We start from the raw sequence: 16191 nt of genomic DNA on the forward strand, positions 1-16191 counted from the left end.
CTTCGGGGCTCGAATCCTCGTCGCCCTGTCCTCCCAGCCCTTCCGGGCCGGGCTATTGGCGACCGCGACTTCGGCGCTCGCTCGTTCGCCCATCAGAATCTTTGCCCAGGCGAGAACGCGCGTAGCTCGACCGGCAGCTCCCACGGCTCCAGCGAGCTCGCTCTGGCGGCTCCGCTCCAGGCGCAAAGCGCCGAGCGCTAATAGCCCAGGGCGGAAGCCCTGGGTAGCCTGAGCAAGAAGAGAAAAAGAGCCCGCTTTAGCGGGCGGCACACGCCTACTTCGTCTTCAGCCGCTTCGCGTACTCCTCGTACCCCTTCCGCCCGATCAGCCCGAATGTCAGCTTCTTGCCCAGCTCCACTCCCGGCTGGTCGAAGGCGTCGACGCCGTAGAGCTCGCCGGCGAAGGCGGTCTGGAACTCGAGCGTCTGGAAGAAGGCGCCGACGGTGTACTCGTCCACGCGCGGCAGCGTCCAGCGGCAGTTCGGCCGACCGGCCTCGGTGAGCGCGGCCTCGGTGGCGACGCGCTCCGCGCGGAAGAGCTGCCCCAGCGTCTTGCCGCCCAGGTAGCCGCAGGAATCGTACTTTGCGAAATCCTTCGGGATCTTCAGCTCGGCGCGCGGCTTCTCCACTTCCCAGAAGGTGATCATCTTGTCGCGCGGGCCTTCCATGTAGAGCTGCGACTGCGAGTGCTGGTCGGTGACGCCGAGCGCGGCCACGGGCGTCTGCCCGGTCTCGACGGCTTCGCCCTTGCGGTTCACGCGCTTGCCGAGCGACTCCGCCCAGAGCTGGCGGTACCAGAACGCCGCGCCCCACAGGAACGACGAGTAGGCGTACACCACCTCGATCTGCTTCCCGCGCTTGGTGTCGAGCGCGTGGTGGACTGCGGCGGACAGGAGCGCGGGATTCTGGTCCAGCTTCTCCGACCAGCAGGCCGCGTTCGCGTCCTTCGCGCCCTTGAGCAGCTTCGCGATGTCGAGCCCGATGAGCGCGGCGGGAACCAGACCCACGGGGCACAGCACGCTGAACCTGCCGCCCACGTTCGGCGGCACGAAGAACAGCGGGTACTTCTCTTCCTTGGCGATGGCGAGCAGGTCGCCCTTCTTCGGGTCGGTGACCGCGATGATGCGCTCGCGGTTGCGCTTGCCGAGCGCCGCCACCAGCCACTCGCGCACGATGAGGAACGTCGCGAGCGACTCGGCCGTCGAGCCGGATTTCGCGATCACGCACACCGCGGTGCGCTTCGGGTTCATGCGCTCGAGCGCCTGCGCCACGAAGCCGGGGTCGATGTTGTCGAGCACCACGAGCTGCGGCCGCGCGCCGCGCGCCTTCCCGTTGGGCTTGCCGGGCGCGGTCTGCACGGGATGCGGGCCGCGCATCGCGACGTCGAGCGCGTAGGCGCCCAGCGCCGACCCGCCGATGCCGACCACGCACACGTGGTCGAGCTCGGGCCGGAGGTCGTCCGCGAATTCCGCGATGGCGCGCGCGGTGCCGCGGTCGTCGGGCAGGTTCGGGAAACCGATCGCGCCCGAATCCACGCGCCCGCGGAAGGCGCGCACCGCATCGGCACACTGCCCGGCGTTCAGTTCCGCGCGCGCGATGCCGTCTTTGCCGACGGCGGAGTCCAGGCAATTCTCGTAAGTGAACTTGAGGGGGAAACCCATGGCGGGAGGATTCTACGGCTCGGAGCCGCTAGTCGCTAGTCTGTACGGTAGAGACGCCCTTCTGGGCGTCTCCGGTCCGTGGCAATACAGAGACGGCCGGAAGGCCGTCTCTACTGAAGGCTACTCGTTGGCCAGGAACGTATGGCTGATGCGGTCATGCCACGCCAGGCGGTCTTCGTCGAAGAACGCCCACACGAAGCCCAGCCACACCGACATCGCCGAGACCGCCATCGCCAGCGCGCGAGCGCGGCGCTGCGCGCGGGTGACCGGCCGGTCGTCCGGGAAGGTCACCAGCCCAAGCTGCGCCATCTGCATCCCGACGGTCGTCCCGCAGCGCACCAGGAACGCGTAGTGGTACGCGACCCAGAGCAGGCCGGGCAGCGCGAGCGCAGCGGCGCCGAGGTCGCGGCCCTGCGGCAGCTCCTTGGCGATCATCATGAAGATCATCCCGAACAGCGCGGTCGCGGTCAGCACCACCAGCATGTCGATGAGGCCGGCGCCGATGCGCGGGCCCATGGGAGCGACCGGCAGCGGCAGCTCCACGCTCGCCGCCACGTACTCCAGCGCCGGGTCGGCGGGCTCATCGAGCTGGATGTGCGCCATGGGCTGCGGCAAGGGCTCGTGCGCGCCTTCGGGGACGTCCAGGATGCGCGGCGTCTCGACGATGGGCTCCGCCAGCTCTTCGACCAGCGGCAGCTCCGGCACGGGCGCGGCCGTCACCGACGCCACCGGCATCGGCTTCGGGAACTCGATGATGTTGGTCTCGGGCGCGCGCTCGATGACTTCCAGCCGCACCGGCGCGTAGCGCGCGGGCGCGGGCGACTCCGGCTCGGCGAGCGGATCGAAGTTGAGCGAGAGCGAGGAGTGGTCGTAGCGGCGTCCGCGGCCGCGCTTGGCGCGGTAGGCGTCCACGCGATTGCTGACCTCGTCGCGCCACACCGGCGGCTCCGGCGGGCGGTAGAAACCGGGTGGTTCGGTCGCCACGGCCTGCACGACCGTGGGCGCCTCGAGTTGCGGCGTGATGACGGGCGTGCCGCTGCCGATGGACGCCGCCGCCGCATGAGTGACGACCTCTTCCAGGTCGCCGAGCGGCTCGTCGTCGCTCACCAGCTCGTCGCTCACGTCGTGCGTGAGCGTCTCGTCGTCGTGGACGCTCGAGGCGAACTTCTGCTCGGTGTCGACGTAATCTTCGGGGTCGATAAGGACGGAAACGTGCTCGCCCGCCGTCGGGGCGGGGCAGTGGCACTGGTCACCGCAGAGCGGACAGGCCATTCGTCGGGTTGCGGGGCCTCGGCCAGAGCAGGGCCAGCACATCGGGTTGGCGCGAAGCGCGAGCGCGTGATAACTTGCTCGGCTTCCCCGAAACACCAATGCGCAAGCAACTAGTTATCACGCTCGCGGTGCTTTGTCATCTGTTCGCCGCCGTGCCGCTAGTTACCAGTCAGTTGCCGCCGCAGGAGCAGCCCGCCTCCACCTCTTCTTCTTCGCAGCTTCCCGTCACCAACATCTCCGAGCAGGGCGAGCCGGTCACCATCCGCGCGCGCGAGCAGGAGAAGCAGGGCGACGTCTACACGCTGCGCGGCGACGTGGAGATCGAGTTCCGCAACATGACCATTCGCGGCGATGAGATCAGCTACAACGCCGCCACCGGCATCGTCACCGCCACCGGCCACCTGGTGCTCGACGGTGGCCCGCACGACGAGCACATCGAGGCCAGCCGCGGCACCCTCAACATCCGCAACAAGACCGGCCAGTTCTACGACGTGGTCGGCACCACCGGCGCCCGCTTCAAGGGCAAGGCCATCACGCTCACCTCCTCCAGCCCCTTCGCCTTTTCCGGCAAGATGGTGGAGAAAGTCTCGGACGACCGCTACGTCGTGCACCACGGCTCGGTGACGTCGTGCGAGATGCCAAATCCGAAGTGGAGCTTCACCGCGCAGAAGGTCGTCGTCGACGTGGGCGGCTCGGCGAGGATCTACAACAGCGCCTTCCGGGTGAAGGGCGTGCCGGTCGTCTATCTGCCGTTCGCGGCGCATCCGGTGGAGCGGCTCGGACGCCAGTCCGGCTTCCTCGTCCCGACGGTGGGCGCGTCCTCGCGCAAGGGGACGATCATCGGCGACAGCGTGTACTTCACGCTCGGGCGCAGCGCCGACCTGCAAGTCGGGGCCGAGTACTACTCCTCGCGCGGGTGGTCGCAGAGCGCCGAGTTCCGCGCCAAGCCGAGCGAGGACTCCTATCTCAACATGCGGTACTTCGGCGTGCTCGACCGCGGGCTGACGGTGCAGACCGCCACCGGCTGGACGCGCATCGACCAGGGCGGCCAGAACGCCACCCTCAACGCCGAGGGGCGCCTGCCCTGGGACTTCCGCGGCGTCGCTTCGCTCGAGTACCTCAGCTCGTTCGTCTTCCGCCTGGCCTTCACGGAGGCCTTCTCGCAGACGGTGAACTCCGAGGTGAAGTCGAAGGCCTTCGCGTCGAAGAGCTGGAACGGCTTCCAGTTCAACCTGTTCGGCTCGCGCTACCAGAACTTCCAGAGCACGCAGCGCGGCGACTTCATCAGCATCCTGCACGTGCCGAGCTTCGACGTCAGCTCGGTGGACCGCCAGGTCGGCGACGCGCGCGTCTTCTGGTCATTCTCGGCGGCGGCGGAGGGCGTCTCGCGCCGCGAGCCGGAATTCGCGACCGCCGACGTCGTCGGCCGCTTCGACATCTACCCGCGCGGCGCCGTCGCCTACACCTGGCACGGCTGGTCCTTCCGCCCCGAGATCGGCCTGCGCGACACCGTCTACACCCAGCGTCGCGCCCTGGTCGGGCCGCTCCAGGTGGCGCTCGACGACAACGTCAACCGCCGCTCCTTCGAAGCCTCCTTCGAGGTTCGCCCGCCGGTGCTGGGCCGCATCTTCGACAAGACGGTGTTTGGCCGCAAGGTCAAGCACACGCTCGAGCCGCGCTTCATCTACCGCGTCGCCAGCGGCATCGACAACTTTCAGGACATCCTGCGCTTCGACGCGCGCGACATCCTCTCCGACACCAACGAGATCGAGTACGCGCTCGTGCAGCGCCTCTACGCCAAGAAGGCCGGCGACGACGGCATCGCGCACGAGGTGCTGAGCTGGGAGATCGCGCAGAAATACTTCTTCAACGACGATTTCGGCGGCGCCGTCGTGCTCGGCCGCCGCAACGTGCTCGCCACCACCGCGGATTTCGCCGGCATCGCCTTCCTCACCGAGCCCCGCCGCTTCTCGCCCGTCGTCTCGCGCATCCGCGCGCGCGCCAGCGCCAACACCGACTTGCAGTGGGAGCTCGACTACGACACGCAGAAGGGCCGCATCAACGCCAGCACCCTGCTGGCCAACTACCGCTTCGGCGACGTCTTCGTCGGGGCCTCCCACGCCTACCTGCGCGTCCCGGGCGAGATCTTCTCCACCACGCCGCTCATCGGGCCCGACCGCTTCAGCCAGATCCGCGGCCTCATCGGCTACGGCCATCCCAACAAGCGCGGCCTGAGCGCCGCCGCCAACATCGGCTTCGACGACCACTTCGAGTTCCTGCAGTACGGCGCCTTCCAGTGGGCCTACAACTGGGACTGCTGCGGCATCGCCATGGAATACCGCCGCCTCGCGCTCGGCGCCGTCCGCAACGAGAACCAGTACCGCTTCTCCTTCAACCTCGCCAACGTCGCCAGCTTCGGCAACATGAAGCGCCAGGAAAGACTGTTCTGACCTCCGCGACAGCAACAGCCTCTCCACGAAAGACACAAAGGCTTCACCAAGGTCTCGATCGAGGTCCTTTGTGAAGCCTTTGTTTCCTTTGTGGTGCGCTTTTTTCGTTTAAGATTCTGATAGATGTCCGCTTCTCCCCAACTCGCCGCCCTCAACACCCACCTGCGCTCCCTCGGCAAGGTCCTGGTGGCCTACTCCGGCGGCGTGGACTCCGCCTTCCTCGCCTGGGCGGCGCACGAGCAGCTCGGCGAGCGCATGCTGGCCATCATCGCCGACTCGCCCTCGCTCGCCCGCACGCAGCTGGAAGACGCGCTCAAGTTCGCCGAGGAGCAGCGCATCCCGGTCGAGGTCGTCGCGACCGGCGAGCTCGAAAATCCCGACTACGCCCGCAACGACGCCGCGCGCTGCTTCTTCTGCAAGGACGAGCTCTTCACCGTGATGGAGTGCCTGCGCGCCGAGCGCGGCTTCGACACCGTCGCCTACGGCGTGAACCTCGATGACCAGGGCGACTTCCGCCCCGGCCAGAAGGCGGCGCAGCAGCACGGCGTGGCCGCGCCGCTGCTCGCCGCCGGCCTCGGCAAGCAGGACGTCCGCGACCTGGCGCGCGCCGCCGGCCTGCGCGTCTGGGACAAGCCCGCCTCCGCCTGCCTCTCGTCGCGCATCGAGTACGGTCGCCCGGTCACCCGCGAGGCGCTCGCGCAGGTCGAGCAGGGCGAGGACGCGCTGCGGGCGCTCGGCTTCCGCCAGTTCCGCGTGCGACACCACGGCGAGCTCGTCCGCGTGGAGATCGCCAAGGATGAGCTGCCCCGCGCCCTCACTCCGGAGATGGCCGGCGAGCTCACCTCCCTCTTCAAGGGCCTGGGCTTCACCTACGTCACGCTCGACCTGGAAGGCTTCCGCTCCGGCTCGATGAACGCCCTGCTGCCTGCCAGCACGCTCGCGCGCGTGCGATAATCGTAGGCTCACCTCTCTTATGAAGGCGGTCCTGGTGTCCATGCTGAAGCGAGCATTGCTGTTGGTGGCGGTCCTGTGCCTGGGGTGCGCGGCGCAGAGCAACAACACGCCCGAAGTGAACCGGCGCATCGAGCAGCAGGTGCGGAACTCGGCGGAGATGTCCCCGGGCGCGAAGATCGAGGTCGGCGAGCGCAAGGCCAGTGACTTCGGCGGCTGGGACCTCGTCACCGTCACCGTGACCGACCAGGGCGCGCCTCGCACCTACACCTTCCTGCTCTCCAAGGACGGCAACACGCTGGTGCACTACACCAAGTTCGACATCTCGACCGCGCCCAACGCGCGCACGATGGCCAGGATTGACCTCACCGGGCGGCCGGTCCGCGGCAACAAGGACGCCAAGGTCACCATCGCCATCTATGACGACTTCCAGTGCCCCTACTGCGCGCGCATGTATTCCACCCTCTTCAATGAGGTGATGAAGACCTACGGCGACAAGGTGAAGGTCATCTACAAGGACTACCCGCTCTACGAGATCCATCCCTGGGCGGTGCGCGCCGCCATCAACGCCAACTGCCTGCTCGAGCAGTCCAACGACGCCTGGTGGCAGTTCAGCGACGAGGTCCACACCAGGCAGGCCGAGATCGGGAAGCAGGAGAGTGCGCCCGAGCCCAAGGAGGCTCCGCCGGCCAAGGCGGCCGCGGAAGGCAAGGGCAAGCTCCGCGGCTACGGGCTCGACAAGCTCGCCACCGACATCGCCGCGAAGAACAAGCTCGATGCCAGCAAGCTGCGCGCGTGCATGGAGACGCGCTCCACCGACAAGGTGCGCGCCTCCCTCGAGGAAGGGCGTGCGCTGGGGGTGAGCGCCACCCCCACACTCTTCGTCAACGGCGAGAAACTCGAGGGCGCCTACACCTACGAGGAGGTCGCCGCCGTGCTGGACCGCGCCCTGCTCGCCGCCGGGGTGCAGCCGCCCGCCCCCGCCAAGGCGGCCTCCAACGGCCAGAAGTAAGGCGCGGGCTTGGTACAATCGCCTGTCCCGCTCCCACGGTGACTCTCAGGAGGATCTGGTCTTGAACGCGAACGCGCCCTTCTTCGGCAGCCGCATCCTGCGGGCGGCCGGCATCGTGGCTCTTGGGGTCTTCCTCGGCATCTCCGGCTGCGGCCGCAAGGACACGCCCGGCGACGTCATGGCCGAGGTCAACGGCAAGAAGATCCCGCGCTCGGAAGTGGACAAGTGGTACAAGCGCCAGGTCGGCCAGGTGAGCGAGCAGCAGAAGCCCTCCACCGAGCAGGAAGCCAGCCTCCGCCTCAACATCCTCGACGTCCTCATCCACCGCCAGATCGAGCTGCAGCGCGCCGAGAAGCTCGGCCTGGTCACCACCGACGATGAGGTCGAAGCCAAGCTCAACGAGATGAAGTCCAGCTACACCGAGGAGCAGTTCCAGGAAGAGCTGAAGAAGCAGGGCCAGGCCCTCGACGACCTCAAGCGCGACATCCGCGACAACCTGACCATCCAGAAGCTGCTCAACAAGGAGGTCAACTCCAAGATCACCATCAGCGACGCCGACCTCACCAACTACTACAACTCGCACAAGGCGGAGTTCAACCGGGTGGAGCCCGGCTACGACATCGCCCAGATCATCGTGTACACGCAGGCCATGCCGGGCGCGAGCAAGCCGGCCACCGACCTCGACCCGCGCCGCCGCATCCAGACCATCTACAACCGCCTCCAGAGCGGCGAGGACTTCAGCAGCGTCGCCGCGCGCTACTCCGAGCACGCCGACACCGCCAGCTCGGGCGGCCGCATGGGCATCATCCCGGAATCGGGCGTCCGCCAGATGGACGCCGCCACCCGTGACGCCCTGCTCAAGATGAAGCCCGGCGACATGACCGGCATCATCGCCGTCATCAATCCCGCCAGCGGGCAGCCCGCCGGCTATCGCATCGTGAAGTTGCTGGGTAAGGAACCCGCCGGCCAGCGCGACCTGAACGACCCCCGCGTGCAGCAGTTCATCCGCGAGCAGCTCAAGACCCGGCGCGAGCAGCTGCTCACCGCCGCCTACCGCGAAACGCTTCGCAACGACGCCAAGGTCGAGAATTACTACGCCGAACAGATCCTCAAGAATACGGCGGCGAGTAAGTAAGCGATCAGCGATTAGCGGTTGCTTGCGGCGCCATGCGCCCTGTCGGCCGCCACCTTCCGGATCAGGCTGCCGAGCATTCTCTGAATCTCCTGCGTCGCGCTGTGAAGCCGGGAGTGGTCCGCCCTCGGCAGGTACTCCAAATCGCGGGCGAGGAGCAGCTCGTAATCCAGTTCGCGAGCCGAACCCATCGCGTTCTGCAGGAACCGCTGGAAATCGCCGTCGCTTTCCCGCCCGCATCCTTCCGCAATATTGGCAGCGATGGAGACGCTGCACCGCCGGATCTGACTGGTGAGTCCAAACCTCTCGTCTGCCGGGAACCGTGCGCTGACTCGATAGCGATCGAGGACCGTCTGGTGTGCCTTCTCCCACACCGTCAATTGCCGGAAATCCTTCATGGCTCCTCCTCAGTCGCTAATTGCTAATCGCTAATTGCTAATCGCTCATTGCTCATCGCTCATCCCACCGTCGCCAGCACATCGCCCGCGTTGACGGCCATACCCTCCGTCACGGCGACGTTCTGCACCACTCCCGCCTTCGGCGATTTGATCTCGTTCTGCATCTTCATCGCTTCCACCACCACCACGCCCTGCCCGGCCTCCACCGCCGTCCCGGCGGGCGCGAGGATGCGCACCACCTTCCCCGGCATGGGCGACACCAGCTTCTTCGGCCCGGTGTCGCTCGCGGCGGCGGCCGCCCGGCGCGACCCTAGCGCGCGCGGGTCGCGCACCTCGGAGGTGAAGGTGATGCCGCGCACCACCATGTGTTCGCTGGCCGCGGTGGTCTCGCGCTTGATGTCGTAGCTGCGCCCCTCGATCAGCAGCGACATCACGTCGCGCTCCGCGATCACCGCGTCCACCGTCATCGCCTTGCCGTCGACCTTCACCTGCATGCCGTCGCGACCGCGCTCCAGCTCCACGCGGTGCGTCCGGCCATCGATGATCACGTCGTAGGTCATCTATTTCTCGCGCAACGCCGCCACCCGCGCCGTCTTCTTCCACGCCGAGTCTTCCCCGCCGGGATGGCTCGGCCCCGCGCCGTTCGCGCTGGGCGCCATCATCTTGAACAGCGCCGCCGCGATCGCCGCCACCGTGGCGTGCTCGCCCTCGGCGTGCGCCGCCGGCGGGCGCGCCGCCGGCTTCCTTTCCGCCAGCATGCGGTCGAGGAAGCCGGTGGAGAGCTTGCCGGCGATGAAATCCGGGTGCCGCAGGATCTCGCGGAACAGCGAGAGGTTCGTCCGGATGCCGCCCACGAAGTACTCCGCCAGCGCGCGCTCCAACCGCGCCGCCGCCTGCGCCCGCGTCGGCGCGTAGGTGATGAGCTTGGCGAGCAGCGGGTCGTATTCCAGCGGCACCGTCCAGCCCTCGTACATGCCGCTGTCGTTGCGCACGCCCGGGCCCGACGGCAGCGTGAGCTTCTGGATCTTGCCCGGCGAGGGCAGGAAGTTCTGGTCAGGGTCCTCCGCGTAGACGCGGCACTCGATGGCGTGCCCGCGCAACTGCACGTCCTCCTGCCGGAACGGCAGCTTCTCGCCCGCGGCGACCGCCACCTGCAAGTGCACCAGGTCCAGCCCGGTGACGAACTCCGTGACCGGGTGCTCCACCTGCAGCCGCGTGTTCATCTCGAGGAAGTAGAAGTTCTTCTTGCCGTCGTCCGCCACGTCCACCAGGAACTCGACCGTGCCGGCGTTGGTGTAGCCCGCGGCGCGCCCGACCGTCACCGCCACCTCGCCCATGCGGCGCCGCATCTCGGGGTCGACGATGGGCGAGGGCGATTCCTCCACCACCTTCTGGTGGCGCCGCTGGATGGAGCACTCGCGCTCCCCCAGGTAGACCAGGTTGCCGTGCTCGTCGCCGAGGATCTGGATCTCGATGTGCCGCGGGTCCACGATCAGCTTCTCGATGTAGACCTCGGGGTCCTTGAAGGCGCGCTCCGCCTCGCTCTGCGCCGCGGCGTAGGCGGAGGCCATCTCCTTCTCGTTCGCGACCGCGCGCATCCCCTTGCCGCCGCCGCCCGCCGCCGCCTTGATCATCACCGGGTACCCCACCTCCCCGGCCACGCGCTTGGCCTCCTCCAGCGATTCCAGGCCCTTGGCGGAGCCCGGGACGAAAGGCACGCCCGCGGCGAGCATCGCCTGCCGCCCGCGCGTCTTCGACCCCATCAGCTGCATCGCCTCCGGCGACGGCCCGATGAACTTGATCTTGGCGTCGCGGCAGGCGCGCGCCAGCGCCGGATTCTCGGAGAGGAAGCCGTACCCGGGGTGGATGGCGTCCGCCCCGGCTTTCTTCGCCGTCGCGATGATGCGCTCGATGTTGAGGTACGACTCGGTCGCGGCCGCCGCGCCGATGGAGTAGGCCTCGGTCGCGCGCCGCACGTGCAGCGCTCCGCGGTCGACGTCGGAGTACACGGCGACCGACGCGATGCCCAGCTCGCGGCACGCGCGGATCACGCGCACCGCGATCTCCCCGCGGTTGGCGATCAGGATCTTCCGGAATGGCGGCTTCGCGTCCATGGAACCTTCGATTGTAAATCGTCGCAGTTTCGGTGGCGGCCTTCGGTGGAAACAGCGGGCCTTCGGTGGAAGAGCGGGCCTTCAGGCCCGCGTGCCGGCGCCAAAGAACGGGCCTTTAGGCCCGGGGCTCTAAGGCGGACGCGGCGCGAAGGCCCCCCACAAACACCAACGGCCGTTCGCCTAGGCGAACGGCCGTCAGGTTCTGAGGAGGATGGGGCCCGAAAGCTACTACTTGTTCTCTTCCAGCACGATGCCGCCCTGGCCCTGCGCGGCCTTTTCGGCCTTCATGCGCTTGGTGTCCATGGTCTTCTTCACCCACTCGTCGGCGGTCTGCAGGTCCGCCTGCTGGGCCGCGGGGTCGTCGCACTGGATGTCGGCGCGCTCGCGGTACATCAGGTTGAGGTAGGCCATGGCGTCGTCGTAGTCCGGCCGGTACTGCAGCGCCTTCTGCAGCATGTCGATGCCTTCCTGCACGGCTTCCTGGTTCTCGCTGCGCAGTGTCTCGCAGGCCTTCTTCTCGTCCGGCTTCTTGACGTTCAGCGGCTCGGTCGGCTTCAGGCCGAGCTTGGCGCGCTCCGCCATGCGCGGCGCGTACGCCTTGGTCCAGTCGATCACGCCGATGGAGTAGTAGGTCTCGGGGTCCTGCGGATCGACCTCGAGCACCTTCTTGTGCCACTCGCGCGCCTGGTCCAGCTTCTTGGTGTTGAAGTAGAGCGAGGCGATGCCCTTCATGCTGTTGACCTTCGCCTCGGTGGTGGGATTCTGCTCCAGCACCTTCTGGAACTCGTCGATGGCCTGCTGCGCCATCTGCACGTTCTCCGGCGAATCGACGTTGGGGATCACCTGGTTGGCGTAGGCGGTGGCGAGGTAGAGGCGCGCGTTGACCAGCTTGGGATCGAGCTCCACGGCGTTCTTGAAGTGCTCGATCGCGGTCTCGTACTTGGCGGCCTTGTACGCCTGGACGCCCTTGTTGAGCTGGTCTCGAGCGCGCAGCTTGTTGCAGCCCACCCCGGTGGTGAGCAGCGCGAGCACGGCCAGCGCCAGGGCCAGCTTTGCGGTTCTTGTCATCGTCTCTGTCTTCCTTCTCTGCCTGCTTCGAATCTTTGCTGCCTGCCGCTTGACGCGGCGAAGCAGGATGACCGCCCGGCGGCCACCCTGCTGCGCGCGTAAAGCTCTGCGGCCGCTGTTACGTACCCGCCTCGACCTTGGCGGTGATGAGCCCCACCTTGTCGACCCCCGCGCTGTGCGCGATGTCGATGACCTGTGCCACCTGGTCGAACTGCACGTCGGGGTCGCCCTTCACGAACATCACCTTCTCCGCGCGCGTCTTGTAGATCTCTTCTAGGCGCGTCTGGAGCGTGTCCCACGTCACGTCGTCCTGGTTGATCTTGAGCGCGGGGCGGTTGCCGCCTCCGGCCGAGATCACCTGCACCACGACGGTACGGTCCTGGGGCTCCGGTTGTTTCTGCTGGTCGGGCGGCGGCGGCTGGGGTACCAGCGCGTCGAGGCCCTTCGGCGTCAGCGGCGTGATGACCATGAAGATGATCAGCAGCACCAGCAGCACGTCGATCAGCGGGGTGACGTTGATGTCGGCGGACTGTCCGCCTTTTGCTCCGGCTGTCATTGACATATGAGTGTCCCTACTTTCCCGGGCCCGCGCCGCCCGCCGGGGCCGCGCCGCTCGGCGGGATCATCGACCCGCTCTTGCGCTGCTCGGTGAGCAGCCCGAGCTGGTCCACGCCCGCCGACCGCACGTTGTCCACCACGTCGACCACCACGCCGTACTTCGCGCGCGCGTCGCTCTTGATGTACACCCGCTTGTCGGCCTTGTTCGCCAGCCGGTCTTTCACCTTCTGCGCCAGCTGGTCCGCCGGCACCTGGTCGCTGCCAAAGTAGACCTTGCCCTCGCGCGTGATCGCGATGAGCAGCGAATCTTCCTTGTCGGCGTCTTCCATCGGGCGCGGCGCGTTCGTCTTCGCCAGGTCCACGCTCACGCCCTTCTGCAGCATGGGCGTGATGACCATGAAGATGATCAGCAGCACCAGCATCACGTCCACCATCGGCGTCACGTTGATGTCGCTGTTGACCTTGCTGCCTTCGTCGCGTTTCGCTAATGCCATAGTGGCTCCTTGAACGAACCGCGGGTTAGGCCCGGCGCGCGCGTCCGCTGCGCTTCAGGAAGTAGTCGATCAGCTCGCTCGAGCTGTTGTCCATCTCCACGTCGAACGCCTCCACCTTGCCGGTGAAGTAGTTGAACATCATGACGGCCGGGATGGCGACGAACAGGCCGAGCGCCGTCGTCACGAGCGCTTCCGAGATGCCGCCGGCGACCGAAGCCAGTCCGGTGGCCTTCGATTCCGAGATCTTGCGGAACGCGTTCAGGATGCCGACCACGGTGCCGAACAGCCCGACGAAGGGCGCCGTCGACCCGATGGTCGCCAGGCCTCCGAGACCGCGCTTCAGTTCGGCGTGCACGATGGCTTCGGCACGCTCCAGCGCGCGCTTGGAAGCTTCGATGTCGTCGCCCGGGATGTCGGAAGAATCCTGGTGCGCCTTGAACTCCTGCAGGCCCGCGGTCACGACCTTGGCGAGGTGGCTCTTGCGATAGCGCTCGGCCACGCGCACGGCTTCATCGATCTTGCCTTCGCGCAGCGCGCCCGCGACCTGCGGGGCGAACATGCGCGACTGCTTGCGCGCGCCCGAGAACGCGATCCAGCGGTCGATCATCACGCCGATCGACCACGCCGACATGATGAACAGGATGATCACGACGCCGCGGGCCAGCCACCCCATCTGCTTCCACAGCGAGATGGGATCCCAGGCCACTTGCGCCTCTTCTTGGAAAAAGGCCGCAAACGTCGGCATGTGGGTCATGACAAAGGTTGAGAGTGTGACGAGAAGCATGGGTTGATCCTTTCCTCCTCAGAACTTCTTGGAACGCATGTCTTGAATCCGCTCAGAACGAATCCGGAGAAACCTGGGGTGCTGCGTGGCCGGCCCCGCCCTCTTGCTCCGCGGGGGCATTGCGGGTGGCTGGGGCCCCGCCCCAGCCACCCGGGAACTCTTCTATCCACCGAGAGTGAAGTTCACGGTGATGGTCGTATCCACCTCGACGGGCTCGCCGTTCAGGTAATACGGCTTGTACTTCCACTGCCGCACGGCTTCCATCGCCGACTGCGTCAACATAGGATGCCCGCTGACCACCTGCAGGTTTTCGATGGTCCCAGTCTTACTGATGATGGCGTGGAGCACCACCGCCCCCTGCACGCGCGCCGTGCGCGCGATGGCCGGATACGGAGGCTTCGGCCCGTAGACTAGGTTGCCAGCGGTCACGCCGCCCGACACACGCACGCGCTGCGGGGTGGCGACCTTCGGCACCGCCACCGGCGTGGAGCTGATGATGCCGCCGATGACCCCGCCCATCTGCCCGCCCGGGGTGCCGCCCGGCACGCCGCCCACCACGCCCGCGACGCCGGAGGCCGGCGGCGGCGGCTCGTCCTCGGTGATCATCTTTACTTTCTCGGGGATCTTCGTGGGGGTGCGCAGCGCGCCGTTCACGATCTCGGTCTGGATCTGCTTGACCACCTTCACCGCCGCGGCGGCCGGTGGCGGGGGCGGGGGTGGCGGCGGCGGCGCCACCAGGAACGTCATGAGCTGCTGCTTGGGCAGCGCCTCGGTGTAGATCAGCGGGATCAGGATCATCACGCCGATCAGCAGCGTCTGGATGACGAACGAGATCATCGTCGTCCACCCGCGTTTGGTCTTGAGCTTACCCGCCGATTCCATCAGGCTGTCTTCAAACATGGCCTTTAGCTCCGTATCTTGCTCCTGCTGCGTTTTGACACCGCCGGGCCCGTATTTGTGCCCGTTTCCCGCAAACAGGCGAGCGGTCCCGTCCTTGCCGGACGAGAGCTGATGGGGACTTATGCCTTGACGCGCACCTTCTGTCGTTTCCCCTCTTCCGAGGTTACCGCCACAGGTCCGCGCCCTGACTTACGCGCACGCCAGTCCATGTACGCGACCAGCATGGGGGCTGCTACCGCGATCGAAGAATAGGTACCTATTAGGATGCCGACTACCAGGGCTAAGGAAAACCCGTGTAATACCTCTCCCCCAAATAGATACAGGGAGAGCACCGTCAGGAACGTCAGGCCGGAGGTCAGGATTGTACGGCTTAGGGTCTGGTTGATGCTACGGTTTACAATCTCCGCGAACGACTCCCGCCGCATCAGTTTCACGTTCTCCCGGATGCGGTCGAAGACCACGATGGTGTCGTTCATCGAGTAACCCGTCAGGGTCAGGATGGCGGCCACGACCGTAAGCGATATCTCCTTATTTAACAACGAGAAAGCGCCTACCGTGATGAGCGTGTCGTGAAACACCGCCACCACCGCCGCGACGCCGTAGACCAGCTCGAAGCGGAACCACAGGTAGACCAGCATCCCCACCAGCGACAGGCCGATGGCCCAGAGCGCCCGGCTGCGCAGCTGCTCGCCCACCTGCGGACCCACGATCTCGACGTTCCGGACGGCGAAATTGGGGGTATAGAAAGCCTGCTTCAGGTAGCTGAGCACCTGGTCGGGGACCACGCCTTTCAGGTCGTCGGCCGAGTGCAGCACGCCACCCTTGACCTTGTCGCGGGTATCCACGATGGCGCGCGCGATGTCGCCGTAGGCCGACTCGTTGCCGCCGTTCTGCAGCGGGTCGGCGGTGACCAGCGCGTCGCGGATGCTGGCAAAGCCGGCGTTGTTCAGGTCCTTCTTGTCGGTGGGGGCGTCGGCGGGCTCGAGCGCCGCGATGATGGCGTTCTTCCCGGCGTCGAGCGCGGCCTCGCTGGTCGCGCGCTGCTCCAACCCGATCAGCACTTCGTTGTTCCCGGGATCGCCGTAGCGCTGGATGCGGGCGTCCTTCAGCCCGGCGCGGCTGGCCGCGGCCCGGATGCCGTCCTCATTCGGCGTCTCGGTGAACTTCACATACACCAGCGTGCCGCCCTTGAAGTCCACCCCCAGCGGCACCCCGTGCCAGAACACCATGGAGGCCAGGCCCGCCATGCTGAAGATCAGCGAGAACGTGAGCAGGTACCACTTCTTGCCTAACCAGTCGATATTGACGTTGCGAAAGAGTTCCACTTGAGTCCCTTAAATGCTCAGCGCTTCGCCGCGCTGGTGGCGATTCAGGATGGCGTCGAAGATGACGCGCGAG

At 66.8% G+C, this 16191-nt stretch carries 15 protein-coding genes; 4 read left to right on the forward strand and 11 right to left on the reverse strand.

Annotated elements, in window-relative coordinates; translation table 11 throughout:
• Positions 1 to 274: 274 nt before the first annotated feature.
• Together VLA96_05030 and VLA96_05035 are read right to left on the reverse strand one after the other, a co-directional pair.
• A complete protein-coding gene (locus VLA96_05030) occupies positions 275 to 1660 on the reverse strand; it encodes a glucose-6-phosphate isomerase (protein ID HSE48552.1) in 1386 nt (461 codons plus the stop codon).
• A 120-nt stretch (positions 1661 to 1780) separates the two neighbouring features.
• Entirely contained in the window at positions 1781 to 2932 is a 1152-nt protein-coding gene (locus VLA96_05035; GenBank protein HSE48553.1) for an RDD family protein, read from the reverse strand.
• Between the two features lie 98 nt (positions 2933 to 3030).
• Between VLA96_05035 and lptD the strand changes: the two genes are divergently transcribed.
• The 4 genes from lptD (at position 3031) to VLA96_05055 (ending at position 8480) form a co-directional block, all read left to right on the forward strand.
• Entirely contained in the window at positions 3031 to 5382 is a 2352-nt protein-coding gene (gene lptD, locus VLA96_05040; protein ID HSE48554.1) for an LPS assembly protein LptD, read from the forward strand.
• 123 nt (positions 5383 to 5505) lie between these two features.
• The gene (larE, locus tag VLA96_05045; GenBank protein HSE48555.1) at positions 5506 to 6336 is read left to right on the forward strand and encodes an ATP-dependent sacrificial sulfur transferase LarE; all 831 of its coding nucleotides are present in this window, start codon (positions 5506 to 5508) and stop codon (positions 6334 to 6336) included.
• A 19-nt stretch (positions 6337 to 6355) separates the two neighbouring features.
• Positions 6356 to 7345, forward strand: coding sequence for a thioredoxin domain-containing protein (locus tag VLA96_05050; protein HSE48556.1), 990 nt, complete (start codon positions 6356 to 6358; stop codon positions 7343 to 7345).
• A 61-nt stretch (positions 7346 to 7406) separates the two neighbouring features.
• Positions 7407 to 8480 carry a SurA N-terminal domain-containing protein gene (locus VLA96_05055; protein HSE48557.1) on the forward strand — a complete coding sequence of 358 codons (1074 nt, stop codon included), beginning with the start codon at positions 7407 to 7409 and terminating at the stop codon, positions 8478 to 8480.
• Between the two features lie 11 nt (positions 8481 to 8491).
• On the opposite strand, the gene VLA96_05060 is transcribed toward VLA96_05055, so the two are convergent.
• From VLA96_05060 to secF, 9 genes are all read right to left on the reverse strand, one after another.
• Positions 8492 to 8875 (reverse strand): four helix bundle protein, encoded by a 384-nt coding sequence (locus VLA96_05060; GenBank protein ID HSE48558.1) that lies wholly within the window; start codon positions 8873 to 8875, stop codon positions 8492 to 8494.
• 59 nt (positions 8876 to 8934) lie between these two features.
• The gene (locus tag VLA96_05065) at positions 8935 to 9435 is read right to left on the reverse strand and encodes a biotin/lipoyl-containing protein (GenBank protein ID HSE48559.1); all 501 of its coding nucleotides are present in this window, start codon (positions 9433 to 9435) and stop codon (positions 8935 to 8937) included.
• The gene (gene accC / locus VLA96_05070; protein HSE48560.1) at positions 9436 to 10989 is read right to left on the reverse strand and encodes an acetyl-CoA carboxylase biotin carboxylase subunit; all 1554 of its coding nucleotides are present in this window, start codon (positions 10987 to 10989) and stop codon (positions 9436 to 9438) included.
• A gap of 228 nt (positions 10990 to 11217) precedes the next feature.
• Entirely contained in the window at positions 11218 to 12057 is an 840-nt protein-coding gene (locus VLA96_05075; GenBank protein HSE48561.1) for a tetratricopeptide repeat protein, read from the reverse strand.
• Between the two features lie 118 nt (positions 12058 to 12175).
• Complete coding sequence (locus VLA96_05080) at positions 12176 to 12613, reverse strand: biopolymer transporter ExbD (GenBank protein HSE48562.1); 438 nt, start codon at positions 12611 to 12613, stop codon at positions 12176 to 12178.
• Positions 12614 to 12629: 16 nt separating this feature from the next.
• A complete protein-coding gene (locus VLA96_05085) occupies positions 12630 to 13109 on the reverse strand; it encodes a biopolymer transporter ExbD (protein ID HSE48563.1) in 480 nt (159 codons plus the stop codon).
• A 25-nt stretch (positions 13110 to 13134) separates the two neighbouring features.
• Positions 13135 to 13815 carry a MotA/TolQ/ExbB proton channel family protein gene (locus VLA96_05090; protein ID HSE48564.1) on the reverse strand — a complete coding sequence of 227 codons (681 nt, stop codon included), beginning with the start codon at positions 13813 to 13815 and terminating at the stop codon, positions 13135 to 13137.
• A gap of 240 nt (positions 13816 to 14055) precedes the next feature.
• Entirely contained in the window at positions 14056 to 14793 is a 738-nt protein-coding gene (locus VLA96_05095; GenBank protein ID HSE48565.1) for a TonB family protein, read from the reverse strand.
• A gap of 119 nt (positions 14794 to 14912) precedes the next feature.
• Positions 14913 to 16118, reverse strand: coding sequence for a protein translocase subunit SecF (gene secF / locus VLA96_05100; GenBank protein HSE48566.1), 1206 nt, complete (start codon positions 16116 to 16118; stop codon positions 14913 to 14915).
• Positions 16119 to 16191: the final 73 nt, after the last annotated feature.

This window comes from Terriglobales bacterium, assembly GCA_035457425.1.
In the GTDB taxonomy this organism is placed as follows: Bacteria; Acidobacteriota; Terriglobia; order Terriglobales; family Acidobacteriaceae; genus JACPNR01.